This window comes from Thalassoroseus sp. (genome assembly GCF_984380535.1).
The window spans coordinates 217781-243946 of record NZ_CFHRBF010000009.1 but is presented as its reverse complement, the minus strand read 5'-3'; the positions used below and the strand labels follow the sequence as shown (position 1 = coordinate 243946).

Genomic DNA, 26166 nt, shown 5'->3' with positions numbered 1-26166 from the left:
AACTGGAGGTCCGCGATTTCGTATTAACTACACAGCAACGCTTAGAAGACTCGCTGGCAATTCGTGTTTTTCCTCTCTACTTGAAGATCCTCCATGAGCCTTCGCGACAACCAAGCTGATCTCGATCTCACTTTGCAACGCCTCTCGGAAGTGCTTGGCGGCACGGTGCGGGCGTTGAATTTGGATTGCGAAACCGCCGGTTACTTATACCGTCATGTGCGGCGGGAAGGTTCGACCGGGTTCGGTGCATCCCAGCCGATCCGCACGATTCAATCCGGCAGCCGAGGACATGGCGTGTCTTTCGGGATCGAACGCTTCGCCGTGAAGATCGGGGAAACGTTGGTGCCGTTGGCTCGGGCGATCAATCCGTTCGCAGACGAATATGGCAGCCCGCTCAACGATGTTTGGGCCTGTCGCACGGAACATCTGACGATGTTCTACCGTTACCTGCGACGAGGTGTCGAGGAGAAACATCGGCAAATCAAGCCGGTCATGAGAACCGAGTTGAGAACCCGGTTGTGGGACAACACGGTTGGGTTTCTCGAACGAGGTGCGGAGGCGTTCGAACGCTTCGGCGTGCCGTTGAAGCGTGGTGTGCTGCTCGCGGGTGAACCGGGCAACGGCAAGACGATGGCCGCTCGCTGGTTGCTCAATCAGGCCAGCAAACTCGGTTTCGATTGGCGAACCGTGCGGGCGGAAGAGTACGAAATGGCCCGTAATCACGGGTCGGCTCGGGGCTTGTTCGAACTCCAACGCCCCGGCATCATCTTTTTCGACGATCTCGATCAAGCCCTGCGAAACCGGGACGATGTTGGTTCCTCGGGTGATCACAGTACGTTTCTATCAGAACTCGACGGACTTAGCATCCGCCAAGGCGTCGTGTACCTGTTTACCTCGAACGCCCAGTTCAAGCAGTTGGATCCGGCATTTCGCCGGCCCGGTCGAATCGATGTTTTCATTCGCTTCGAAAAACCCGATGCCGCCATGCGACGCGAGTTGATCGTCGAGCACTGGCCGAAAGAAATCGTCGATTGTCTCCCCGTCGATGTCGCGGTCTCTCAGACCAATGGCCTGAGTTTCGCGGAAGTCGAGGAACTTAAGAAACTCTTGGTGATGCGATACCTCGACAGCCGGGAATGGGAGTGGAATTGGGCGTGGGACGAGTTCCGCAATCGCGGCTCGGACGATAAATCCGACCGCTTCATCGGGTTCGTTCCTCGCCACAACGGCCATAAACCCGACGGTCACACGATCGTGAATTAATCAGTCTTGGAATTTCGAAGGCTGGAACCGGTCTCAGCGCGCATCCGCTGTTGATGGCGGGACGACTGCATCTCGTACCATTTCGCATTTATGTTCAATGATCTCACTGAATAGTTGATGTTGAAAGAAGTTGGGTGGCATGCCCACCGCTCGGGGTGGGCATGAGTCAGAAAGGCTCGAATGTCGAAACATGTCCACGCAAAGCCGTGGACATGCCACCCGTTCCACTTGATCAGTGCAAAATGGTACGCGTCCCAGGCTACGAGCCTCAAATTGCGGGCAACACGAACTCCGCGTAGGGCACGGTCCAGACGACCGGGTGAGCCAAGCGATGCCCGATGTAACCGTCTTCGCCGTAGGCGGTGCCGTGATCGGAGCAAATCACGCACAGCACCGGCCCACGCTTTTGCAAAGCTTCGAACAACGGCGGAAGTTGCCCGTCGACATACGCGAGCGCAGCCGCTTGTGTCTCGGGTGAGTCATGGGTGGCTCCGTCCACGTAAAAACGGTTCGGCTGATGTAATGCCGACACGTTGACGAATAGAAAGACCCGCGAACTGCTCGGAATCTGTGACAACGAATCCAACGCCACCCCGACTTGGTTCGCGGTGGAGTTCGGATCGGTCACGCCGAGTTCTTTGGACCAGTAACACTCGTCAAACAACCCCGGCAATACACGCCCCAACGGTGTCGCGGGATTAAAGAATCCAACCCCGCCAACACAGACCGTGCGATATCCTCGGTCACGAAAGCCGGTCACAATATCAGGAGCATCGAACACGGCGGTGCGTTCGGTCGTGGTTTCGCTTCCGGCGAATGCGGCGGCGAATAGTCGCGGATGCGGCCCCGGTGGAATGGGCGTCGGCAGGAACCCGGCGAAGAATGCCTGATGAGCAGCGAAGGTGAAACTCCCTGGCGTATGTCGCGGTTCCCAACCGCTCGCCGGCAGCAAAGAGTTCAGGAACGGTGTGCGTCCTTCCTGCCAGCATCGCAGAGCGACATCGTACCGCAATGTATCCAACGTAATCAGCAAGACGTCGTGCGTGCCAATCATCTGCCGCGCGGACAAGATTTCAGTGTTGGTGGTTTGCAATGACATCGCGAGTTATCCTGGTGCTGGAAAAGTTGCATCCCACAATTCAACTCACGGAGAGCGATCCTCCATGTCTCGTCAGATTTTGCTTGTCACGTTTGCGGTGCTGAGTCTTGTTGTCTCTCACGCTTCCGCCGCCGATCAGCCGAACATTGTCATCATTTTAGCTGACGACATGGGCTTCGGCGATGTTCATGCATTGAATTCCGATTCGACGATTTCCACGCCCAACCTCGACCGTTTGGCGAGCGAAGGCATGACGTTCACCGACGCGCACACACCATCTGCGGTTTGCACGCCAACGCGGTATGGGTTGCTCACCGGACGGTATTGCTGGCGGTCGAAACTCAAAAGCGGTGTACTCGGTGGTTACAGTCCGCCGCTCATCGAACCCGGTCGCCATACCATCGCCGATATGCTGACCGAAAACGGCTACCACACTGCCGCGGTCGGCAAATGGCACCTTGGAATGGAGTTGCCAATGCTGCCCGGAAAAGATGTGAAGAGTTCGCAATGGGATGGCGATCCCGGCATCGATTGGAATGGAAAAATCACCGACAGCCCGATCCATCACGGGTTCGACCAATACTTCGGGGTAAGTGCCTCACTCGACATGGCTCCGTATGTCTACATTCGCAACGATCGGTTTCCAGTTCCGCCGTCGATCCAACAACCGGCTGTCAAATTTCCGCACTTTGTCCGCAAGGGGCCACGTTCGGAAGACTTTGAAATTGACGAAGTCCTTGATCGACTGACGAAGGAATCCGTCGAGTTCATCACCACCGCAGCGAAGAAAGATGAACCGTTCTTTCTGTACTTCCCGTTGACCGCACCCCACAAACCGACGCAGCCGCACGAACGTTTCCGAGGCAAGTCGAAACTCAATGAATACGGCGACTTCGTGATGCAGGTCGACTGGACCGTCGGCGAAGTGCTCAACGCGCTCGACAAATCTGGAGTCGCGGACGAAACGCTTGTGTTTTACTCGTCGGACAACGGTTCCTATATGTTTCGTTACGATGATCCTGAGAAGAAAGACCATGTCGACGATTCGTCGATTCAGGGTTTCCGTGCGGAACATCATCGCGCAAACGGACCATTTCGCGGAACGAAGGCGGACATCTGGGAAGCGGGCCATCACGTGCCGTTGTTCGTCCGGTGGCCCGGGAAAATTGCCGCCGAATCACGATGCGACGAACCCGTGTGCCTGACCGACTTGTTTGCGACCGCGGCCGACATCGTGGGAGCGAAACTCGACAACAACATGGCCGAAGACAGTGTGTCTCTGTTGCCGATGTTGCAAGGCAAAGAAATTCGGCGATCGGCTCCGGTGATTCATCATTCCGTCGCGGGGATGTTCGCGATTCGCGACGGGAAGTGGAAACTCGTTCTCGGCAACGGTTCTGGCGGTCGACAACAACCAAAAGGCAAACCCTTCGGCAAACCGTACGAACTGTATGATCTGTCCACCGACATCGCCGAAGAGAACAACGTTGCCGACGAGCATCCCGAAATCGTGGAACGTCTCACGAAAATGACGGAAACGATCCGCGAGAGCGGCCGAAGCGTCGAACGGTAAACGCAATCAGACGACATGCCCATGCGAACCGTGGGCATGTCGTCTGATGTTCGCTGCGAGTGGTCGACTTTGCGTCGTCGCGGTTTTCGTCTCGGAGAGTCCGCAAGACAACGGTCTAGTTCACGACTTCCAGGCCTTCGGCTCCGATCGATTTGAGCTTTTTGATCGTGTTGTTACCTGGCACGAATTCCCATTGTTGAGCGTCGGCTTTGCTTCGGGGACCGCCGATGCGTTCTTGCCGCCAGATCGTCGCTTTATGCGGCGCTTTGGAGTGCAGCACGTATTTGCCTTTGCGTTCGTCGAAGGTAATGGTATCGGCTCGGCCCTGGAACGTCCGGCCTTCGACTTCCGCATTGCCTTCGGCGAGCAACTCCACCCAGGTCGTTTTCTTTTTGCCATCGACAGGGGCGGCGTTCTTGTCTTCCAGCTGTGTGAACTGTAACCGATCACATTGCATCAACCCGGCTTCCGGTCCAAAGTCGTCGGGATTGACAGTCTGTGGATACCGTTCGACCGGTCCATACACCACTTGGACACGATCTTGAAATGTCTGGACTTTCTGGTTGATGTTCCCGACCGTTGGGCCATGGAAATCGATCTTCAGATAGTCCCAGCCATCCTTTTTCTTCACAGCCCCGGCATTCGCTTGCACTTTGGAGTTGGGAGCGAGTGCGGCCCGGTTTTCGTTGCCGCGTCGCCAAACTTTGATCCAACCGGGGCCTTGAGCTTGCGTGTCGCCAGTCGTCTGATTGAGCCGAAACTCAGAGAAGCTTCCACTCCGCACTTCGCTGATTTTCTTGTCTTCGTACAGGTAACTATCGAACTGCACGTTGTCTTTGCAGATGACGACTTCGATATTCGATGTTTCCTCACGCGTTCCATCGGGCTTGCGATTTTCCAATCCCGATTGGCGACGGTCGGTGGAGAAATCGATCCGCTCGGTGAGAAACACTTCCATCTCGGCACAATGAAGACTGCTATCTCCCAAGACGGCAGCGACTTGCCCAAAGAAGTTGGCCTGTTTGCCGTCGAAGGTCATTTGCTCGCTCCAATGGATATCGAGCGGCGTTTCCTGTTCGAGTTTTTGCCCGTCGAGCGACCGTTTTACGGGTAACTGCAACAATCCTTTGCCCCGTACCGCTGATTGATTGGCAGCTCGATCGAGGAAGATTTCCTTGCCTTCGATCAACAATCCTTGGTCCCGCACGTGCGCGGGACTTCCGAAGATTGTCATGACCTGATCGTGTTTGTCGACATCCGCATTCGGACCATCGGGATCGCCGGTGGGCGGATTGACCACGTGTAAATGGTCGCCATCAATGGTGAGTGGTTTGTCCGGGTCATCGCGGAACTGCACGACTCGCACACCGTTCTGTGCGTGAGCTTCGGAAATGTGCGACTTCCGCCCCGATTGTCCTTGGAGAATCATCACCTTGAGCAGGTCGGCCGTGAGGTGGATTGGGTTGTCATCGTCGGTGGACGCCGGCGTTGCGATGGTATTGTCTGCTCGGTAGGCAGCCAGCTGAATGACCGGTGCGGACTCCGTTTTGGCTGTTCGATCGGCTTGCATCACCGTCTGTGCAACCTGTGTCTCGTGGGGAACGACCTGTGGTTTCGCCAACGCGGTCAACTGTGGAATTGGTTGCCCAGGGGCGGGAAATGGTTCGAAGAAGGCTTCCAAGCGTTTCGTACGACCTTCCAAATCGGGACTGACGACAGCCACATTTTGCAACGCCAGCAACCGTTTTGGCTGCATGCGTTCGCTCGGATTGTCATTGATTCCGGGTTGTGTTCCCGGTCGTCGCGTTTGCGGTTCTAGCCACAGACGCATCACATCGGCAGCCAGTCCGAATTGACGTTTCGGTTGGCGAACTTGCACTCCGCCCAGAAGTTCGATGATATCCAACCCGCCAGCCGGATCGGGATATTTCCGAAGTTCTTGGTTCCATTTGGCGGCGAATTCCACGTCGTCGGAGGTTTTCTCCAGGTTGGTCAACCAACCTTCGCCACGACACCACACGCGATCGACTTCCCCGCCCTCGCGGTGGATGAGTTCGATCTCCGGAGCGTTCATTTCACTCCGACGTTGCAGCACACGGACCGCTTCCGACGCGGTCATTTTCGCCGTCCGCAGGTCGATGTCGTAGTCCAAACGATTCATGGTCGCGGTGAGCTGATTACGTTCCGACCGCAACACGACTTGCCGACCTTCGGCTTGCAGACGTTTGAATTTCAGCTTGGAATCCAAACCCTGAAAACCGTCGGATTCCTCCGCCGATTCCACAACCACTTTTTCGGGCGTCGTTTTCTCGCCGGATTCGAAGAACAGCGTCATGCGGTCCGACTCGAGCGAGTTGTATTCTTCCGCAGCGGTCGGTTGATACACCCGCACCTCATCGCGGAAAGTGGCGACGTTGCGTTCCACGTCGAACTCGAACGGCCCGGCACTGCGGACCTTCACGATGGTCGGCTCTTTCGACTTGTTGTCGTCCTCGGGCTTCGTGTCGCGATTCAGCCCCATGGCATCGGAACCGCCTCGGAATTCGAGGTCCATCGACACATTTCGACGTAAAAGCACTTGCCGAAACCCTTTGACGGCCAACTTTTCTTCCTGTTTGGCAACCGGGTCTTCGATCAAATGGATCTGCAAACCGTGGCCATGACCGTGATGCGGACCGTAGTGAAATCGCACTTGGCCATCACACCAAATCTGCATCGCGTTCTCGGCGAATAGAAAATTCCGACCGGCCACTTTCAGATCATCCGGTCCTTGAATCGCGACGTCGCCTTCCAACGAACCGCCAATAACCCGGCCGGGGTCTGGGTCTTTGAAGTCGAACTTCTTGGCAAACTTCACATAAGCCGACTGACTGACCACGGTATACGGTTGCTTGTCGGGATCGTGATCTTTGTCGACCCAGATCATTGCGAATGGGGTGAAGCGGACGGCTTCGTCATTGTCGAGGAGTTCGTAATCCTCGAAATAAATGAATGCCTGATCGGTGCGAATGACGGACTTTGCGTCCGCAGCCCAAGGTTGTGAGGGCAACCAGCGTTCCGCCATTTTGATGCCCTGCATCGGCGGCGGTGCGGGTGGAAGACTGCTCGGATTTTCGTTCCGCCCGATCGTCGGAGATTCCACGATCGGATTGATGACCATCGAGTACACGAGATAGAACCCCGTGAGAATCCCGGCAGTCATCACCGTTAATGCGAATCGCCCCCATCCTGTGTCACCCGCGGGTGGTCGACCGGATGGAGACGGTGTTCCCTGAGGCGGCATCACAGTCACGGCTTACCCCGCATCCAAAAGAGATTGATTCGACGTATCCTCGTCGCGAGGCAGCAAGCCGATGACGTCGGTAATGTCGATCAAACCAATCGGTTGGTGATCGGTATCGACGACCGGAAGTTCGCTGATCTTCTTGCTGGAAAGTAACTCGACCGCGTCAGCCAACCGTGCAGAGGGGCTGATCGTCAGCGGTGTTTTCGTCATCACATCGCCAATGCGGGCATCGAGTTCCGCATCCAATCGATTCTCCAGCAGCCGCGCCAAATCGCTGTCAGTATAAAGACCGCTCAGACGACCGGTTTTGTCGACTAGCATTACGGCACCGGTGCGACGTCCGACGTGTTCGACTCGCATAAAGACTTCGCGAACGGTCGTGTCTTCCGAGGCGATCCGCAGTTCACTGCCCTTCCGCATGACGTCACTGACGTGTGCCAGCTTTCGTCCGAGACTTCCGCCCGGGTGATAAACCGCGAACTCCTGTGGCGAGAAGTTCTTGAGTTGGGCCACCACCAACGCGAGGGCGTCGCCAATCGCCAGCATGATTGTGGTGCTGGTCGACGGTGCTAAGCCGTGTGGACCGACTTCTTCGATCTTTCCCAGCGGAATTGTGACTGTCGAACCACGACCGAGCGTGCTGGACTTCTTCGCCGTCACCGCGACAATCGGCACTTTCATTCGCTGAATCGTGGGCAACAACCGGTTGACTTCCTCGGTTTCGCCACTGTTCGACAGGGCGAGCAGCACATCATTCGTGTGCAAACACCCCAAGTCCCCGTGGACGGCTTCAGCCGGATGCATAAAGTGCGACCGCGTCCCAGTTGACGACAATGTCGCCACAATTTTCTGCCCGATCAGTCCGGCTTTGCCGATTCCGGTCACAATCACGGAGCCTTCACACTCCGCAATCAATCGGACGGCTTCGCAGAACGACGCGTCGAGTCGTTGCGACAATGCCAATAGTGCATCGGCCTCGTCCCGCAAGATCGCGCGGGCTTCGCGGAGCTGTTCAAAAGGTGTCAGTGGACTATCAGACCAAGCGGCCACGGAGTTCATGGGCGTCATCCTTGACGAAGGAACACCTGCCGGAAAAGGGAATTTCGCAAGTGGCGCGGAGTATATCCCTGGTTCCGGCAACGGGTCAATCCGAACCTTGAGCGGCGTGTCCGAGAGGAAAATGGGGTCCGTTGAAGGCAGTCGCGGGTCGATGCGTCATCGTGACGTAGTAACCGTCTGGCTCCATAACCTGTTCTGTGTCAAAAGGTTCGAGCCGAACTTCGTCAGGAAGTTCAATGCGTCGTAACGGCTGAGAGCCCGTCACCACGAAGCCGAGTCGCTCGTAAAATCGGATCGCATGCGAATTGTCCTGCATCACATGCAGCACAATATCGGAGGGATCGAATGTTGCCTGCGACCAGTAAATTAATTGACGGACTGCCAATGACATCAGCCCGGGTTCTGCATCGGGCACCCCGCGAACAATGTTGTCGAGTTCCATCGTTCGCTCGGGACTCAAACAGTGTGTCAGCCCGACATGACCGATGATCTGCCCCGTGGGATCGACGACGAAAAACAGGATTCGGTCAGGAACATCTAGCAGGTGCGCTCTCAACCAACGGTGAGTTCGTTCCTCGGTAACTTCGAAAAACGAGGGGAATGTCGTGATTGGTTTGCGAAACTCGGTCAACAAGCGAACGACCGACGGTAAATCGGCGTGACATTCACTCACCGGGACGAGAAATCCCCGGTTGCCAAGTAACGAGATGGAAACCGCTGGCAAATCGTCGCGATTCCCGATCGACTTCCGTCGGGCGAAGTCCTCGGTGATCTGCTGGGAATATCGAGCAACGACTTGCGAGTTGGCAATGAACGCGACCATGGTAGTCTCGGAAGGATGGTGTGGCTACGACACTGTAGGTAGAACCACCTTAAAAACCCGGGGTTACGCTAAGACAGCGCAATTTCGACGAAGGGAACTGAAAAACCGTTCGCCGCGACAGCTCTGCGATTCGGGTGGGTTTCTGCAACATCGACGCTCGACTCGAATGGCCTTTGGAATGTAACGAAGTCGATTCAACCCGTGTTATTCTCGATTTGCACCGCTATACTGGATGTGTGACTCGCTATCTCAACACGATTGGCGACTGCTCGTCAAGGCTGGGCTTTCATGATTGATTTTCGAACAGTACTGGTCCGTTCCCGCGTGCGTTGGAGTGGGATCGGATTGATGTTTCTGCTGGCGTCCTTGTGGTCTCCTGTAGTGGGTTGGGCTGATGACAAACCGGCCCCGACTCCCAGCGAGGTTGCCGAAAAGATTGCGGAAGCAGTCACCGAAGCGGCCGTAGAAGCCGTGGCCGAAGAAGCCGTGGCCGAAGAAGGTGAAGCGGCCGACGCAAAACCTGAGAAACCGGCGAAACCGAAACCGGCCGCGAATCCGCTTGGGCAGATCTTTCGGGGCATTTTTGGGCAGAAACCGCCACAGAAAATCATTCCGCAGAACAAGAACACTCCGAACGCTCCACCGCAACAAACTCGTCCAGCCGAAGCGGCGACGGAAAACGACGAAGAAGAGGACGAGAAAACCGCTCGCGATCATATCGACCTGCGGGCTCCGCATGATCGGGAAATGGCCAAAGCGCTGCGGCGGGCGAAGCGATTCATCGAATCTGCCAAGGAGTCGAATCAACCGGCCGACTGGCAAAACGCCATGGATACGCTCGCTCATCTGTTGGGCTCGGCGGAGGCCAAACCCGAGGAAGCTAGCCCCCGAACCGCAAGTTTTTCCGTCATTCGGCAGGAGAACGGTGAGTGGACCCCTGCTGCGGATATCGCCAATGATCTGCTCGCGGAACTCCCGGCGGAATACCTCAATTTGTATCGGGCGAATTACGGGGGACGTGCTCAGCAATTACTTGACGAGGCCGTTCAACAGGGAGACGCGGAGGCAATCGGGCAAATCGCGTTTCGGTACTTCCACACTCAGGCCGGACAAGATGCACTCAATTACGTCGGCATGTATCACGCAGATCGGGGCGAACTCGGTTTGGCCGCTCGTTGGTTCGCACGGTTGCTGAAGTCAAATTCCGAGATCACTCAAAATCCGCGTTGGCAACTCAAAGCCGCTATCGTCCTGAAGGCCGTCGGAAATCCGCTCGCGGATGAGCTGATCGAAAAGTTGAACGGAACGGCCGAGCCAATCACGGTTGGTGCGAATACCGTCGTCAAACCGCAGGAAGTGATCGGGAGTTTACAGACCTCCTCTGCGATGTCCCCCGTGCAACAGAACTGGCCCATGTTATTGGGGAACGCCAGTCGCACGGGAACTGTGGAAGGCGATGAACCGTTGCTGCTGCCACGTTGGCATCATCCGCTGACGAACTTCGAACACGGTGTCGAAAGCATCGAGATGCTTGCGGATGATTTGATCGACATCGGTCGTTCCCCCCTGCCCGCGTTCTTCCCCATTGCAGTGGATGGGAAAATCGTGACTCGCACACTTCGCGGCGTCTCTGTTTACGATGCCGAAAGTGGAACCGAAATCTGGGAAACTCGCGAAGGGTTGTCCGCCGAGCGGATTCTTTCCGGCGTGCGATTGCCAGGTCCGTTCAATGGGGCAATTGGTCCAGGGCTGGGTATACAACAGGGTTTGGCCTTCCCGACCAGTTCCCCCGGCTATTACAGCGGCTATAACGCCGAACAAGATAAGCTAACGAACCTCCTTTTCCGGAATGGAACGTGGGGAGTAATTTCGAGTGACGGACAGCGAATGTACGTCATCGAAGACCATGCGATTCTCTCGCAATTCCAACCCGGCAACACTTGGGCGTTTCAGAACGGCAATACCGACCCATACCATCGCGATTTCTCAAGCAACAAGATCTCCGCATACGATCTCCGGTCCGGTCGCTTGGAATGGGAGATTGGTGGTCAAGCGACGGACGAACCGTTCGATCGCCGATTAGCCGGTTGGTATTTTTCCGGCGTGCCCACATCGGATAGCAACCGGCTGTACGTCATCGGTGAGAAAGACAGCGAAATCTGGTTGTTCGCATTGGAACCTGAAACGGGACGACCGCAGTGGTCACAACTGCTCGCCTTCACCGATACGGAAATCTCACTCGATTTCGGTCGTCGCTGGTGGAATGCTCAACCCGCCGTGAAAGATGGTGTGATCGTCTGCCCGACAACGATCGGTTGGCTGGTCGCGGTTGACCAAACTCAGCACGCGATTTTGTGGTCCCATCGTTACGATCCGCCGTCCCCACAACCGAGACATTCTCATTCTCGCAACGAGAGTTTTGTCGTTCAGCCCACATCGCTTAATGGTCGCTGGACACCGTCTGCTCCTGTTGTCTCCGGCCGCAACGTCGTCTTCACCGCCCCTGAATCACAACAGGTCGTTTGTCTCGACTTGTTTACCGGTCAACCGAAATGGCAACGAAACCGCGAAAACGATTTGTACTTGGCTGGCGTATTCAACGACCAAGCCGTCTTCGTCGGCCGCACACAAATGCGAGCTCAAAACGTTACCACTGGCGAAACCGCTTGGACGCTGGAATACAAAAAAGACACCGAAAGCAATGACGATCTGATGCGACCATCCGGACACGGAATTGCCGTCGAAGGTGTGTACCATTTGCCGTTACTTTCGGGGCAACTGTTGTCGGTTGAGTTGGGAACCGGGAAGATTCGATCGCGATTGTTTCTCCCCGAGAATCGCTCGGCCTTGGGCAATCTGTTGATGCATCAAGGCTTGCTGATTTCCGTCGGCCCGAATGGCATTACGGCGTTCGAGCAACGCGATGCCGTCCAGCAGGCCATTCAAGATCGGCTGAAAGACAACCCCCAAGATGCCTGGGCGTTACTTCGTCAGGGGGAAATTGAATTACTGCATCACGATCATGCCGCCGCCTGGAACAAGTTGCGATCCATCGCCACCGAAGAACTTTCACTGGAAGATCAAACTCGTTGGACGAATGCCACGATCTCGGCAGTGTCACATTTGATCCGAGAAGACCTCGAAGGAGCCGACGCCGAGTTCGCCGCCCTGAAAAAACTCACGCAACAACACACCGAACACGAGCGTCTCGTGCAGCAACTCGCGGCTGAACGGTTTCGTGCTCGTGGCGATGTTGGCTCCGCGTTTCATGCCTATTTGAAACTCGCCGACGCCCCCCATGATGAACTGGTGCCGCGTGGCGACGACCGCGACGTACGGGTCAAGCTTTCTCAGTGGCTCGCCGGGCGTTTGTCGATGCTCTGGCAAGATAGCTCGGAAACCGACCGCAATCAGTTGGATGATTTAGTCCGTACCCACGCAGACAACCTCTGGCGAACAGACACCGAAAAATCGGAACCGTTCAAACGGGTCGAAGAGTTTCTCGACTTGTTCGGTTTCCATCCGCTGGCCCGCGAGGTTCGCATCCAACTTGCCGACCGCTATGCCGAAAACGGACAGTGGGGAAATGCGGAACTTCATCTGCGACGACTCATCCAAACCGACGACAATACAACCGCGCAGATCGCCTACGAGAAATTGGCGACCTGTTTCGAACAAGCCGGACTTCCTGCAGACGCGGCCGCCGTCCGGCAACAACGACAACGCCGATTCCCCGCCGACAAGCTCGACGACACAACCACTCACGACCCAACTCGAACGTTTCACAGTCCGGTGTCTTGGTCTGATCAAAGTGTGTCGTTGGAGTTGATGAGTTCCTATTATTCATCAAGCGAAACCACCCGCGTGCTGAATGATCCGCCATATCGAACACCATATCTGCAGCAGTTCCGCTGGGAATTTCAGTATCAATATCAGCAACTTGTGCAAAAGAGATTGCAAGACGGTCAGATCGAATGGATCGTCCCGCTGAAAATGCAGCACGGTGCCCCGCATCAAAGCATGATTTCGTCACAGGCAGTCGGTTCGATCTTGTTCCTGGTCCATGGCGATATTGTTCATGCACTCGCGCCAAAAGAGAAACGCATCTTGTGGACACACGCCCTCGACTTGCGAGGCAACGGCAGCAGTCGACGTTCGGTGAGTCGCACGAACATGCAAGCGATGCAAACCGGTAGTTCCTTTTCGAATAGCTCAAGCACTCGACAACGCGCTTACAACGACGGCATGTTGGCGGTCGCGAACAGTGAATATGTTTGCGTTTACGGTCGTCGTTCAATTTCCGTCCTCGATGCCCTCACCGGAGAAGTCCGCTGGGTGCGAGACCGTGTTCCGTCACGGTCCGTAGTCTACGGCACTGATGATGTCTTATTGCTTGTCCCGCAGAACATGTCGGAAATCCAAGCGTATTCCGCGTTTGACGGTCGCAAAATCGATCTCAAGAACGCCTCGTCACTCGTGCAGAAGTTGGTTCACACAACCGGTCGACATTTGATTCTGTCGGAACGACGATCCTCTGCCAGTCTTTTGGGATTGAGCGGTGCAAAGGCTGCGATTAAAGCTGTCGATCCGCGAACAATGAAAGTGAGTTGGCAACGCAGCTTCCCGGAATCCACCTATTTCTCGACCACAGAAGATGGTTACCTCGCGGCGGTACAAGCGACGGGTGATCTCAGCATGATCGACATGGAAACCGGCTTCGTGCAGAAGTTCGAATCGTTCCCGGCCGAATGGCTACAGAACCTGACCGAACGATTCTTGCTGGTCGACTCGCACCAGGTTTATTTGTTCCTTAACGAACGCAGCCGCAACCACGTCTATTTTTCGTCGCAACTTAAACAGTTCCGTATGAACGGCCGGTTCATCGTCTTCGACCGTCAAACCGGCAAACGAAAATGGGACTCGAGCGTGACCGATACCGTGTGCATCGTGGAGGAACTTTCTAACTTGCCGCTATTGATGTTCTTCTCGGCAAAATATCAGCAGAAGGGCAACTTCGGGTTTTACTCGACGAAACTCACCGCCTTCGACAAGCACACTGGTTGGAAGGTTGCCGACCACGACTGGGCCACGAATTCCTCCGGTTTCCGTTCGATGGAAGTCGATCTGCGTGACAAACGAATCGAGCTTGTTACGTATAACATGCGGATTCAATTGCAGGCGACTCCGCGTCCCCCCGCCAAAGCTGAAGACGTCGGTACAGGCGATTAACAACACGTCGTGCTGCATGCTGGCAAAGAATCCAGCAATTCGGGTATGCTCTGAATGATCGAAGCGGACATCGCTCACTCCGCTTCATTCTTCTTTCGCCACACCAGACGAACCCGCCACGAATTATGCGTGACTTTGAATACGCCCGCCCGACGACGCTGGCCGACGCACTCAGTTTGATTGCCGAACATAATGGCCACTCCCGAGTCCTTGCCGGCGGCACCGACCTGATCGACCACATTCGCATGGAACGACTCACCCCCGATTGGGTGATCGACATCAAGTCCATCCCGGAACTCAATCGGTTCGAAGCGGACGATGCCGGTTTCCATCTCGGGGCCGCTGTTCCGTGTTGGAAGATCAAGCAAGACGACACCATCCGCACGAACTACTCCGCCATCGCGGAAAGCTGCAGCATCATCGGCGGTGTGCAGATTCAGAATCGCGCCTCGGTCGGTGGGAACTTGTGTAACTCCGGCCCCGCTGCCGACAGTACGCCTTCGCTCATCGCGCTGGGTGGGGTGTGCGTGATCGACGGCGTGAAAGGTCGTCGTGAAGTTGCCGTCGAGAATTTCTGCACCGGTCCCGGAAAGAATGTCCTCGAACCGGGTGAAATTCTGGTGGAGATTCGGTTCCCCAAGCCTGTCCCGAACTCCGGTTCGCATTACCGACGGTTCATTCCGCGGAACGAGATGGATATCGCCAGTGTCAGCGTCGGTGCCTGGGTGCAACTCGACGATTCCGGCGAGCGGTTCGATGCTGTTCGCGTTGCACTTGGTGCCGTTGCAGCCACGCCGCTTTTCGTGACGGAGATCGGCGACGAACTCGCAGGACAAACCGTATCAGAAGAAGCAGTCGCGAAAGCCGCTCAATTAGCGGCCGATGCTGCTAAGCCGATTGACGACATGCGAGGGACCATCGAATTCCGCAAACACGTCAGTGGCGTCCTCACCAAACGCGTTCTCAATGAAGCGATCACACGGGCACGCACCGGAACGGTGCAATTCCATCTTCCCGGTTGATCGTCGCTTATTCCCGAATCAGCAAGACCGTTCCCATCACAAAGGAACTCTCGTGGCAAAAACACGAATCGTTAGCATGACATTGAATGGCCGAGAACAGGAGTTTCTCTGCCGCCCCCGACAAACGCTGTTGGAAGTTCTTCGCGACAATCTCAACCAAACCGGCACGAAGGAAGGCTGTTCGAACGGCAACTGCGGTGCATGTACCGTGTTGCTCGATGGTCGTCCGGTCGATAGCTGCTTGGTTCTCGCTGTCGAAGCTGAAGGGGCCAACGTTGAGACGATCGAAGGTGTCGCGAAGTCAGGGGAATTGCATCCGCTTCAGCAGGCGTTTCTCGAAGATGCTGCCCTACAATGCGGCATCTGCACCCCCGGTTTCATCATGACCGCCAAGGCGTTGCTCGACGAGGTTCCCAAACCGACCGAAGATCAAATCCGTTTCGGCCTAGCCGGAAACCTTTGCCGCTGTACCGGTTACGACAAGATTGTCAAAGCCGTCCAACACGCCGCCGAAGCACGAAATCAGTTGTTAGCACAGGATCAGTGACCATGTCGACCGCCGAACTACCACAGACCAGCAACGGAAAATACAAGGTCATCGGGACCCGTCCGATTCGGCACGATGGTGTCGACAAAGTGACGGGACGTGCTCAGTACGGGGCGGACTTGCGTCTGCAGGGCACGCTGCGAGGAGCGATTTTGCGAAGTCCGCACGCTCACGCGAAGATCCGTTCCATCGACACGTCCGCCGCGGAGCAACTTCCCGGTGTGCATGCCGTGATGACTTCCGCCGATCTTCCCACGATCGAGCACAAAGTCGAAGATTTGGGTGAAGGCATGTTCGACCTGCAGGACCTCTCGCGGAACGTGCTGGCGACAGACAAAGTTCTGTACCGCGGTCACGCTGTTGCCGCCGTTGCTGCCGAGAACATTCACATCGCCCAAGAGGCGATCAAGCTAATCAAAGTCGACTACGAACCGCTGCCTCCGGTACTCGATGTCCGCAAAGCCTGCAAACCTGATGCGCCCATTCTGCACGAGAACTTGCGGACGAGCGGTTTTGCAGATGCCGCCGAACCGGAAGACCGTCCCACCAACATCGCCAAGAAATTCCTTCATGAGAAAGGCGATATAGAAGCCGGTTTCGCGGAAGCGGATGTCGTCATTGAACGGGAATTCACGACCTCGACGGTGCATCAAGGTTACATCGAACCGCACACCGCCACTGCAATGTGGAACGCCGACGGCAACCTCACCTGTTGGACGAGCACACAAGGATCGTTCACAGTTCGTGCTCAACTCGCCGGTTTGTTGGAGGTGCCGCTCGCGAAGATCAAAGTCGTGCCGATGGAAATCGGCGGTGGATTTGGCGGAAAAATCTCCGTGTATCTGCAACCGGTGGCTGCGGTTCTGTCCCGCAAAACCGGTCGCCCCGTGCAGATCACGATGGATCGCATTGAAGTCCTCGAAGCGACCGGTCCGACACCCGGATCATGGATGAAAGTCAAACTCGGAGCCACTCGCGACGGACGTCTCACTGCCGGTGAAGCCGAGATTTATTTCGAAGCCGGTGCCTTCCCCGGTTCGCCGGTTGGTGCAGGTGCGATGTGCGTTTTCGCGTGTTACGACTTACCACATGGCCGAGTTGTCGGGTATGACGTCTGTGTCAACAAACCGGCGACAAAAGCCTACCGAGCACCGGGTTCAACCCAAGTGGCGTTCGCGACGGAAACAGTGATCGACGAAATCTGCCGGGAAATCGGCGTCGATCCGGTCGAGTTTCGGATTGCCAACTCCGCGAAAGAAAGTACACGTCGCGTCGATGGACCGGTTTACTCGCGGATCGGAATGATGGAAAGTGTGCAAGCGGTTCAGACATCCGACCACTGGAAATCACCGCTCGATCGTGGGGAGTCATCGTCGGAGATTCGCCGTGGACGTGGAGTCGCATCGGGATTCTGGTTCAACGCCGGTTTGAAGTCGGCCGTGTCGGCGAGTGTGAATTCGGATGGGTCCGTTTCGCTTGTCGAAGGTTCGACCGACATCGGTGGTTCACGGGCCAGTATCGCAATGCAATTGGCCGAAACCATCGGCTTGCAAGCGGATGATATTCGGCCAGCGGTGGTCGATACCGATTCCGTTGGCTACACCGATGTCACCGGCGGCAGTCGCGTCACCTATGCCACGGGCTGGGCTGCGTACGAAGCCGGGCTGGATATTCGTCGTCAATTCGCCGAACGGGCGGCCATCATTTGGGATGTGTCGACGGATCAGGTGGAGTACGTTGACGGCACTTGGCAGGGGCCGAAAAATCAATCGCTGACTTTCCAAGAAATCGCGGCTCAACTCAACTCGACCGGCGGACCAGTGATCGGGCATGGCACGTCGGACCACGACGAACCGGGCGGAGCATTTGCCACGCACGTGGTCGATGTGGAAGTCGACATTGAAACCGGCAAGGTCCAAGTCGTCCGCTACACCGCGACGCAAGATGTCGGCACGGCGATTCATCCGAGCTATGTCGAAGGGCAGATGCAGGGTGGAGCGGTACAAGGCATCGGTTGGGCACTTAACGAGGAATACTGGTACGACGAGACAGGCACGATGAAAAATAGCAGCCTGCTCGACTACCGGATGCCGACGTGTTTCGACTTGCCGATGATCGACACCATCATCGTCGAAGTGCCGAACCCAGGGCACCCGTATGGAGTCCGCGGTGTGGGTGAGGTCCCGATTGTTCCGCCGCCAGCTGCCATCGCGAACGCGGTTTACGATGCGATCGGTGTGCGTATGCGACATCTGCCCATGTCACCGCCGCATGTGCTTCATGAGATTCTCAAGTCACCGGTTGAAACCAAGAACGGTTAAAATTGATGCCCCAGGATGCCGCGTTTTTGGAAGCCATTCAAGCCGAGCCGGATGAAGATTTGCCTCGGCTGATCTATGCCGACTGGTTGGACGAACAAGGCGACCCACGCGGCGAGTTCATCCGGGTGCAATGTGAACTCTTCCAACGTTCGGAGGATGTCCCGTTTCTCCAGAACGAGATCTGGCGTTTGCCGAAGCGGAAGAACGACGATGATCATTGGAAAGCGTTGAAAAATCGCGAGCGTGAATTGCTCTCGGCACATGAAGCGGAATGGATTCGGCCGCTAAAAGCCATCAAGACCCGGGACTGGAAGCAATTTTACTTCTTTCGCGGTTTTATTCAGCACGGTTGGTTTTCCGTGCGAGACTGGCAGAATCACGGTGAAGAAGTTCTCCGGCAAGCCCCCCTGCTCGATAGTTTGGACTTACGAGGTTTCGAATCGCGAATGCCGATCGTTGCAGAACTCGAAACACTGCAACATATTCGCCGCCTCACGCTCGAGGGTTACTTTCAAGGTTTCTCGACCGACAGTCCGCTTACCATGGGTCCCGAAGATGCGGCTAGCTTGGCCAATACGCCGCATCTGGTGAATCTCACAGAAATTCGGCTCCGCGAGAACGACATCCGCGACATTGGACTGACTCACCTGTGTCGAGCCAAATATCTCAAGAACCTGGAGTTGCTGGATCTGCAACGTAACCAAATCGGAGACGATGGCATTACGGAACTCATTCGTAGCAAAGCGTTTCCGGAATTGCGATTTCTTAACTTGCAGTCTAACGAAATTACAGAAACAGGCTTTTGGCGTTTGGTCAACTCCCCCCTGGCCGAACGCTTGGAGTACATCGATTTGCGAAATATCCGTGAATTGCGACGGGTTCGCACCCAGTTGCCGGACATTCCAGATTCCATTCTGCTCTAGCCAATTTGTGAAGTTGCCCCAAATTGGTCTCGGCTCCGAAATTGATTTCAAGTATCGTTCGCTCGATGCGATGCCAGGGTACTGCTGTATCGGCATCCGTGAGCGATTCGTTTCTTGACCTCGATGCCGCCAAAGAAGTTTGATGGATCAACTTCAACACATCTTCCCGACTAATTACTTGCTGACGCTTTCAATCCACAATGTCGTTTTGGCGGCGTGGTGTTGGATTCTCGGTGTGGCGGTTCTCAAGGCTGGTGTGAAAGTCAATTACACTCGTAAGCTCAATCATTTTGTCCTGTTTATGCTTCCGATCGGCTTGGCTCCGCTGCTGCCTTACGAACCGAACGTGTGGACAATCACGGCGAGTGCAGTCGTTTTCTTGCTCACCACATCGATCTTCATGAAACCCATTCGCGAGCGGTTTTCGCTGGTTCGCACGGCGTTTGCCAGTGTCGACCGCCCCGAAGATCAGCCATACACGCTGTGCTGGATTGTCACGCAGGCACTCGCTGCCTATGCAACTTTGGTGGCCATTTTCTTCATCTTGCGGGCAACCGGCGATCCACGATTGATTACAATTCCACTTCTGATTACCGCAATCGGCGATGGTTTAGCCGAACCCGTCGGTGTGCGATTCGGGCGACATCGCTACCGCGTTACGTCGTGGGTGAGTGGACGGGAATACGTTCGATCCTGGGAAGGCAGTGCCTGCGTCTTGATTTCGAGCATTGTCATCCTGCTCTGCACCGCATCGCTGCTGACCACGGTTCAGCTGGTGTGTTTGCTGCTGCTATTGCCACCACTAATGACGTTGATTGAAGCGATCGCCCCCCATTCTTGGGACGCGCCGTTTCTATACTTGGCAGGCGGCGTTGCCATCGCTGTGGTCATGTTAGTGTTCCCCAATCCCGAGTTGGTCACGAACACGATTTCCCATGCCCAACCGTCCCCGAATTGATGTTGCCCGGCTGACCTTCGATAATTCGAGAAAACTCGCATCATCGAAGGTTCGCCCATGCCCCAAGTTTTCATTCCACCGATGCTTCGCCCTCTGACGGACAACCGCGAACGCATCGAGACCGACGCCCAGACCGTTCGCGAAGCCATCGCCGACTTGGACACCCAGTTTCCCGGTTTTGCCAGTCGGCTCTGTCTTGATGACAATCTCCGTCCGGAAATCGCGGTCGCGATCGATGGCAAAATCAGCCCACGCGGCCTCCGGCAAAAACTCACCGCCGACTGCGAAGTGCATTTCCTCCCTGCAATCGGCGGCGGGTGAGATTCTGTCTAATCGTCACGCAACGCTTGGATAATTTCTTCGACGCTTTGGAGTTGGCTTTGGTGTCCGGCGAGTGTTTCGCGGATGCCGGCAACCACGTGTTCCGGGGCGTTGTTCAAAAAGCCTTCGTTCGCGAGTTTCTTCTCGCTCCCCATGATGAATTTGCGGAGTTTCTCCGCTTCTTTCTCTTGGCGTTTGAGTTCGGCTTTGCGGTCGATCAAACCTTCGAGCGGAATGAAGCCGTCAGCGTCTTCGATCGTGAAGTTTGCCGACGCCGGTGGCCGGGTGACTTCCGCACCGGCAGCCGCTAGCACGGCTTTCGCGAGATTGTCGAATTGACTCGCGACACCTTGCAGATCGTCCGCAACATCCGCTTCGCAACGCACGTAGAGTTCGATCGGTTTGTTCGGTGGAATGCCATAAACCGCCCGCACGTTCCGTACGGAAACGATGGTATCTTGCAGCCGCTCGAATCGGCTTTCGAGCGATTTGTCTTGCCAATCTTTGGGCACTTCCGGCCAAGCGGCAATGACCACACTTTCGGCGGCGGGTTCCGGTTTGAACAGACCGCGTTCGGGTGCAATGTCTTGCAGTCGTTGCCAAAGTTCCTCGGTCACGAACGGCGTGAAAGGTTGCAACATTCGCAATAACGTATCCAACACACCGACCAACACCCGCTGTGCGACCGGACGTTTGGCCTCGTCCCGCAATCGCGGTTTGATCATCTCCAGGTACCAGTCGCAGAACTCGTTCCACGTAAAATCGCGGAGTGTTCGCGTGGCGACATCAAACTGATACCGTCCAAGACATGTTGTCAGTTCATCGCATGTGGTCGCCAGTCGGCTGAGAATCCAACGGTCTTCGAGTTGCAAGTCCGCCTCAGCAACTTCGCCGGGCGTGTAACCTTCCAAGTTCAACAATGCAAATCGACACGCGTTCCACAACTTATTGCAGAACTTTTGGCCATACTCGAAGCGTTCGCTGACCACACGAGCCAACGGTTCGCCAGCGATCGGATCGAGATACGGATGCGAAAACTGGCTTTCCTGCTTGCAACTCGTACACCGCATGCGTGGCGGTTCACCGTCTTGTTTCGGAGGGAAGTCACCCTTCAGCGTTTCCGGGACAGAATGGACGGCTTCCGGCGTTTTTAACTGCTTCTGATCGATTGTCTCCCCACAGTGCGGGCATTCGTACCCGACCGGCAGCCGCACGTCTTGCGTTTCCCCAGCCAGAGAAGCAATCGTGAACCGCACCGCATCGGTCCCGTACTTGTTGATCAAGTCCACCGGATCGACGCCGTTGCCCTTCGACTTGGACATTGTTTGCCCGAAGCCGTCGAGAATCTTGGGGTGAATGCACACATCACCGAACGGGATATCGCCCATATTATAGAGCCCCGTCAGCACCATCCGCGCGACCCACAGCGTGATAATGTCACGACTCGTGACGAGCACGTTGCCTGGGTAGAAGTAATCGAGGACTTCGTTCTTTGTTCGTTGTCCGTTGTCCGTTGTTCGTTGTCCGTTGTCCGTTGTTCGTTGTCCGTTGTCCGTTGTGGGTTGTTCTGTGTCCGCAAGCGGTGGATTGTGGTTTTCATCTGGCCAGCCCAGCGTCGCATGTGGCCAAAGCGCGGAACTGAACCAGGTGTCGAGCACATCTTCGTCTTGCACGAAACCGGCTTCGTTCAGTTCCTCCTCAATATCCTCATGTCCGCCATCAACGCAGATAAGAAACACTTTCGTACCCGGTTCGACACCATCGGCGATTACGCTCGCCGTGGCTTCCCCCCACTCCGGTTTCAAAACCGCGGCTTCTGCGGAACCGTCGCCGGTGATCTCTTTGCTCCAAACCGGTATTCGGTGACCCCACCAGAGTTGGCGGCTGATGCACCAATCGCGTTTTTCGCCGAGCCAGTCGAGGTACGTTTTTTGATACCGTTGCGGATGGAATTTCACGCGGCCATCGGTGACGGCATCCATCGCATTCTGGGCGAGGTCGTCCATCTTCACGAACCATTGGTCCGAGAGATACGGCTCGATCGGTGTTTTCGAGCGGTCGCTGTGTTTGAGCGGAATGACCCGGTCTTCCACTTCCTTGAAGTGTCCGAGTTCCTCCATTGCCTCGATCACGCCCTCACGCGCTTCGGGCATGGTCCGGCCTTCGAATCGACCGCCGTTTTCGTTGAGTGTCCCGTCGGGATTGAGGATGTTGATCAGCTCGATCTCATCCGGCTGACCGAGTTTGCGGCCGTAACAGGCGTAGTCATTCGGATCGTGAGCCGGCGTAACTTTTACCGCTCCGGTTCCCATATCCGGTTTGGCGAGCAATGCGTCTGCGATAATCGGAATCAACCGGTCCGAGAGCGGCAACCGCACGCGTTGACCGACGAGTTTTTGATACCGCTCATCGCTGGGGTGCACACACACCGCGGTATCGCCGAGCATCGTTTCCGGGCGAGTCGTCGAGAACGCAATCTTTTCGCCGGTTTCCTTGCCGTCACCGTCAACAACCGGATATGTAAACGTCCAGAAGTGTCCTTGAACGTCTTCGTCGAACACTTCGTCATCGGCGACGGCAGTTTGGAGATACGTGTCCCAATTGACGAGACGTTTGCCCCGGTAGATGAGACCGTCCTTGAAGAACTTAAAGAACGTCCGGCGGACCGCTTGGGAACACACTTCGTCCAACGTGAACCGCACCCGTCGCCAATCGCAGCTGGCACCGATCGATTTCAATTGTCCGATGATGCGGCCTTCGTAGGCGTCTTTCCACCGCCAAATGCGATTGACGAGCGCTTCCCGGCCGATGTCATGTCGGGTGATGCCCTCCTCTTCGAGCATCCGCCGTTCGACAACCGCTTGCGTGGCGATGCCCGCGTGATCGGTGCCGGGCATCCACAGGGCTTCGTAACCCTGCATGCGACGCCAGCGGGTGATCAAATCCTGCAAGGTCCCGTTGAGGGCATGCCCCATATGCAACGCACCGGTCACGTTGGGCAGCGGAATCATAATAGTATGCGGCGGCTTCGCGGGGTTCGGGTCCGCATTGAAATAGCCGCGACTCTCCCACACCGGATACCATTGCTCCCGGGCGGCGTGCGGATCGTACTGCTTAGGAATTTCCGTATTCATGGTGATCGATTCAGATATCCGTAGAGATTAATTGGCGTTTGGAAAGAGTTCGGCAAGTGCGAAGGATACAGTCTCGCCAGGTTGCAATGCCAACGAAATGGAATCGCCCCGTTGCAACACTTGTTGATCTTGATAGCGACTCGTGTCTTGCGTTGGCTGGGTGAAACATTCGATCTGCTGCTCAACAACGTTGACGATCCAGTATGTGGGAATGCCTGCGGATGCGTAGATTCGCTGTTTCATATCCCGGTCTTGTTGCAGGGAGCTATCCGCGATTTCAATCACAACCGCAAGTTCGGACGCGGTCGGATGTCGATCAAAATATCGCTGCCAATCGCCGATCGCGACGGATACATCCGGCTCGGGCTCATTCCCCGGAGGAAGTGTAATCGGCTGTTGGCACCGGACATGAAAACCACGATTCTCAACTAACTGGTCGAGGAACTTGAATAATGCCGTCACCAAACCGGAATGTCTGGGTCCCACGTTCATGATGTCTCCTCCAGCATCGCGGCGGTCTTTCAGCACGAGGAGGCCGTCGAGTAACTCGACGTTTGCCCCTTCGGGGAGGATGCCGGTTTCGATCATGCGGTGGTATTGGTCGACGTTCAACGGCATCAAGCCGGGGGCTTCGCCGCGAACGATTTGCTCGAGGAGTTGTGTGTTCATGGCATCACTTGCTCGGCGAGTGATTCGGGTTGCGGCGTTGATTCGGCAGTTCCGTTCTCACCGACTTGCCCTTCGTCTTTGAGCAGTTTGTACTCCACGCTGTCAACAAGTGCGAGCCAACTCGCTTCGATCACGTTTTCACTCACACCGACAGTGCTCCAAACGTCGTCAGCATCACGACTTTCAATCACCACCCGCACACTTGCCGCAGTGCCGCCGGCGGAATTGATCACGCGGACTTTATAGTCGACGAGCTTCATCTCCGCGAGGTTCGGATAGTTCGGCACCAATGCCTTTCGAAGTGCATTGTCGAGGGCGTTCACCGGGCCGTCCCCCTCGGCGACGACGTGTTCGATCCCGTTGTTCACGCTGAGCTTGATCGTCGCTTCGGTTAGAGCTTCGTCGAGCGGCTGGTCGGGCATCGCCGGTCGTTGGCCGGTTTCGACATTCACGCGGTAGTGGATTCGTTCAAACTTCGGCTCATAATTGCCGGCCAATTTTTTGACGAGCAAATCGAACGAAGCTTCCGCCGCTTCGAATTGATAGCCGATATATTCGAGTTCCTGCACTTTCTCCATGATGCGTTTCATCAACTCGCCGTCATGGTCGAGTTGGTACTTGGTCGTCTTGGCGACAATGTTGGAACGGCCGGAAAGTTCGCTCACCAGCACTCGGCGTTCGTTCCCAACCTCTTCGGGTTCGATGTGTTCGTAGCTGGATGCCAACCGGTTCACCGCGTGCACGTGCATGCCGCCTTTGTGTGCGAACGCACTCGCCCCGACAAACGGTTGCCCGTTGCGAAAGTTCATGTTGGCGAGTTCGTAGACATACCGGGAGAGTTCGGTCAGCCGTCGTGCTCCGCCGGGATGGAGAACGTCGTGGCCCTTTTTCAGCGATAAATTCGCCGCGACGCTGATCAGGTCCGCGTTTCCACAGCGTTCGCCGATGCCATTGATCGTCCCCTGCACTTGAATCGCACCGTGATCGACCGCCGCCAGTGAGTTGGCGATCGCGACATCGGAATCGTTGTGACAGTGAATGCCGACGGGGATCGAAAGCTCGTTTCGCGCAGCTTCCACGAATTCCGCGATGCGTTCCGGCAGACTGCCGCCGTTCGTGTCGCAGAGGACGGCGATTTCCGCACCGGCTTCCTCGGCGGCTTTCAGCGTGGCGAGTGCGTAATCGCGATTGGCTTCGGTGCCGTCGAAATAGTGTTCCGCGTCGTAAACGACCCGTCGCCCTTCGGACGCAAGGAACCCGACGGAATCGCGAATCATGGCGAGATTCTCTTCCAGATCGACCCGCAAAATCTCGGTGACGTGCAAGTCCCACGTTTTGCCGACGACCGTGACCACAGGTGCGAGCGAATCCCGCAGGGCCTTCAAACCGATATCGTCTTCCGGACCGATGCCCTTGCGACGTGTCATCCCGAACGCCGCCACCTGGGCGTGTTTCAAGTCGAGATCACGCACGCGTTGAAAGTATTCCGCGTCTTTCTGGTTTGAGAGTGGGTAGCCACCTTCGATAAAATCGAAGCCCAACTCGTCCAACTTCAGCGTAATTTGCAGCTTGTCCTGCAGCGAGAAGTTCACGCCTTCGCCCTGGCTACCATCGCGGAGGGTCGTATCGTAAAGTTGAATGCGAGCCATGGAACGGTTTGTCCGTTGTTTGTGGTGCGTAGTCGGTAGTGAACGAGCGTCGGCGGACACCCACAAAAAAACCCCCGCAGGTCCTGCGACCTGAGGGGGTGAAGTCTATCCGAAGATTCACCTACACTTCGAGCCGCAAGGATCATCGCCCATAATGACGATGCCCATAATTTCGGCTTGAATTGTAATGGTGTCCACTGACATGGAAAATCCCTTGATGGCTAGCATATTAGATGCCAACCTAGTCTCTGTCAAATCAAACTTGGAATAATCACCAACGTGCGAACCGG

16 protein-coding genes are annotated in these 26166 nt (G+C 55.9%); 9 read left to right on the top strand and 7 right to left on the bottom strand.

Features of this window, described 5'->3' with window-relative positions; genetic code table 11:
* Positions 1 to 93 precede the first annotated feature (93 nt).
* Positions 94 to 1263: an AAA family ATPase gene (locus AC5DDB_RS14500; protein WP_491740447.1), complete on the top strand. Its 1170-nt coding sequence runs from the start codon at positions 94 to 96 to the stop codon at positions 1261 to 1263.
* Positions 1264 to 1531: 268 nt separating this feature from the next.
* On the opposite strand, the gene AC5DDB_RS14495 is transcribed toward AC5DDB_RS14500, so the two are convergent.
* Positions 1532 to 2362 carry an STM4013/SEN3800 family hydrolase gene (locus tag AC5DDB_RS14495; RefSeq protein WP_491740446.1) on the bottom strand — a complete coding sequence of 277 codons (831 nt, stop codon included), beginning with the start codon at positions 2360 to 2362 and terminating at the stop codon, positions 1532 to 1534.
* A 64-nt stretch (positions 2363 to 2426) separates the two neighbouring features.
* On the opposite strand from AC5DDB_RS14495, the gene AC5DDB_RS14490 reads away from it, so the two are divergent.
* A complete protein-coding gene (locus tag AC5DDB_RS14490) occupies positions 2427 to 3935 on the top strand; it encodes a sulfatase family protein (RefSeq protein ID WP_491740445.1) in 1509 nt (502 codons plus the stop codon).
* Between the two features lie 115 nt (positions 3936 to 4050).
* Here AC5DDB_RS14490 and AC5DDB_RS14485 read toward each other — a convergent pair whose 3' ends face one another.
* From AC5DDB_RS14485 to AC5DDB_RS14475, 3 genes are all read right to left on the bottom strand, one after another.
* Positions 4051 to 7227 carry a hypothetical protein gene (locus AC5DDB_RS14485; RefSeq protein WP_491740444.1) on the bottom strand — a complete coding sequence of 1059 codons (3177 nt, stop codon included), beginning with the start codon at positions 7225 to 7227 and terminating at the stop codon, positions 4051 to 4053.
* Positions 7228 to 7230: 3 nt separating this feature from the next.
* Complete coding sequence (locus AC5DDB_RS14480) at positions 7231 to 8280, bottom strand: KpsF/GutQ family sugar-phosphate isomerase (RefSeq protein WP_491740443.1); 1050 nt, start codon at positions 8278 to 8280, stop codon at positions 7231 to 7233.
* An 85-nt stretch (positions 8281 to 8365) separates the two neighbouring features.
* Entirely contained in the window at positions 8366 to 9103 is a 738-nt protein-coding gene (locus AC5DDB_RS14475) for a GNAT family N-acetyltransferase (RefSeq protein ID WP_491740442.1), read from the bottom strand.
* A gap of 288 nt (positions 9104 to 9391) precedes the next feature.
* On the opposite strand from AC5DDB_RS14475, the gene AC5DDB_RS14470 reads away from it, so the two are divergent.
* The 7 genes from AC5DDB_RS14470 (at position 9392) to AC5DDB_RS14440 (ending at position 20424) form a co-directional block, all read left to right on the top strand.
* Positions 9392 to 14332 carry an outer membrane protein assembly factor BamB family protein gene (locus AC5DDB_RS14470; protein ID WP_491740441.1) on the top strand — a complete coding sequence of 1647 codons (4941 nt, stop codon included), beginning with the start codon at positions 9392 to 9394 and terminating at the stop codon, positions 14330 to 14332.
* Between the two features lie 125 nt (positions 14333 to 14457).
* Positions 14458 to 15354: an FAD binding domain-containing protein gene (locus AC5DDB_RS14465; protein ID WP_491740440.1), complete on the top strand. Its 897-nt coding sequence runs from the start codon at positions 14458 to 14460 to the stop codon at positions 15352 to 15354.
* A 76-nt stretch (positions 15355 to 15430) separates the two neighbouring features.
* Positions 15431 to 15901, top strand: coding sequence for a (2Fe-2S)-binding protein (locus AC5DDB_RS14460; RefSeq protein ID WP_491740511.1), 471 nt, complete (start codon positions 15431 to 15433; stop codon positions 15899 to 15901).
* A gap of 2 nt (positions 15902 to 15903) precedes the next feature.
* The gene (locus AC5DDB_RS14455) at positions 15904 to 18222 is read left to right on the top strand and encodes a xanthine dehydrogenase family protein molybdopterin-binding subunit (RefSeq protein ID WP_491740439.1); all 2319 of its coding nucleotides are present in this window, start codon (positions 15904 to 15906) and stop codon (positions 18220 to 18222) included.
* A 5-nt stretch (positions 18223 to 18227) separates the two neighbouring features.
* Positions 18228 to 19145 (top strand): TIGR02996 domain-containing protein, encoded by a 918-nt coding sequence (locus AC5DDB_RS14450; protein WP_491740438.1) that lies wholly within the window; start codon positions 18228 to 18230, stop codon positions 19143 to 19145.
* A gap of 142 nt (positions 19146 to 19287) precedes the next feature.
* On the top strand, positions 19288 to 20103 hold the full coding sequence (locus AC5DDB_RS14445) for a hypothetical protein (RefSeq protein WP_491740437.1): 816 nt from the start codon (positions 19288 to 19290) through the stop codon (positions 20101 to 20103).
* Between the two features lie 57 nt (positions 20104 to 20160).
* A complete protein-coding gene (locus AC5DDB_RS14440; protein ID WP_491740436.1) occupies positions 20161 to 20424 on the top strand; it encodes a MoaD/ThiS family protein in 264 nt (87 codons plus the stop codon).
* 8 nt (positions 20425 to 20432) lie between these two features.
* On the opposite strand, the gene AC5DDB_RS14435 is transcribed toward AC5DDB_RS14440, so the two are convergent.
* From AC5DDB_RS14435 to cimA, 3 genes are read right to left on the bottom strand one after another with little or no spacing between them, the layout of a single operon-like run.
* Entirely contained in the window at positions 20433 to 23558 is a 3126-nt protein-coding gene (locus tag AC5DDB_RS14435; protein ID WP_491740435.1) for a valine--tRNA ligase, read from the bottom strand.
* 27 nt (positions 23559 to 23585) lie between these two features.
* Positions 23586 to 24227: a Uma2 family endonuclease gene (locus AC5DDB_RS14430; RefSeq protein ID WP_491740434.1), complete on the bottom strand. Its 642-nt coding sequence runs from the start codon at positions 24225 to 24227 to the stop codon at positions 23586 to 23588.
* A complete protein-coding gene (cimA, locus tag AC5DDB_RS14425) occupies positions 24224 to 25876 on the bottom strand; it encodes a citramalate synthase (protein ID WP_491740433.1) in 1653 nt (550 codons plus the stop codon). The genes AC5DDB_RS14430 and cimA overlap by 4 nt, the downstream gene beginning before the upstream one ends.
* Positions 25877 to 26166: the final 290 nt, after the last annotated feature.